We start from the raw sequence: 251 nt of genomic DNA on the forward strand, positions 1-251 counted from the left end.
GGTCTGGGCCCGTTTGATTTCGGCATCCCAATAGGCGCCTTTCACCAATCGCACCATGATGCGCCGGTTCAGCCGTTGCGCCTGGGCATAGAGGAAATCAATCACATGCGGCGCTCTCTGGCCGAACGCCTGTACGACAACCCCAAAGCCATCCCAACCGGCCAGTTGCGGATCTTCCAGCACTGCGACAATCACATCCAGCGACAGATCCAGCCGATCAGCTTCTTCCGCATCAATATTGAATCCCATAT

General features: G+C 56.2%; 1 protein-coding gene. It reads right to left on the reverse strand.

The genetic code is table 11. From position 1 onward, the window contains the following. The coding region (locus Q4563_RS21325; protein WP_303605947.1) for a proline dehydrogenase family protein at positions 1–251 on the reverse strand (251 nt) is incomplete at both ends.

The sequence above is a fragment of the Gilvimarinus sp. 1_MG-2023 genome (assembly GCF_030548285.1).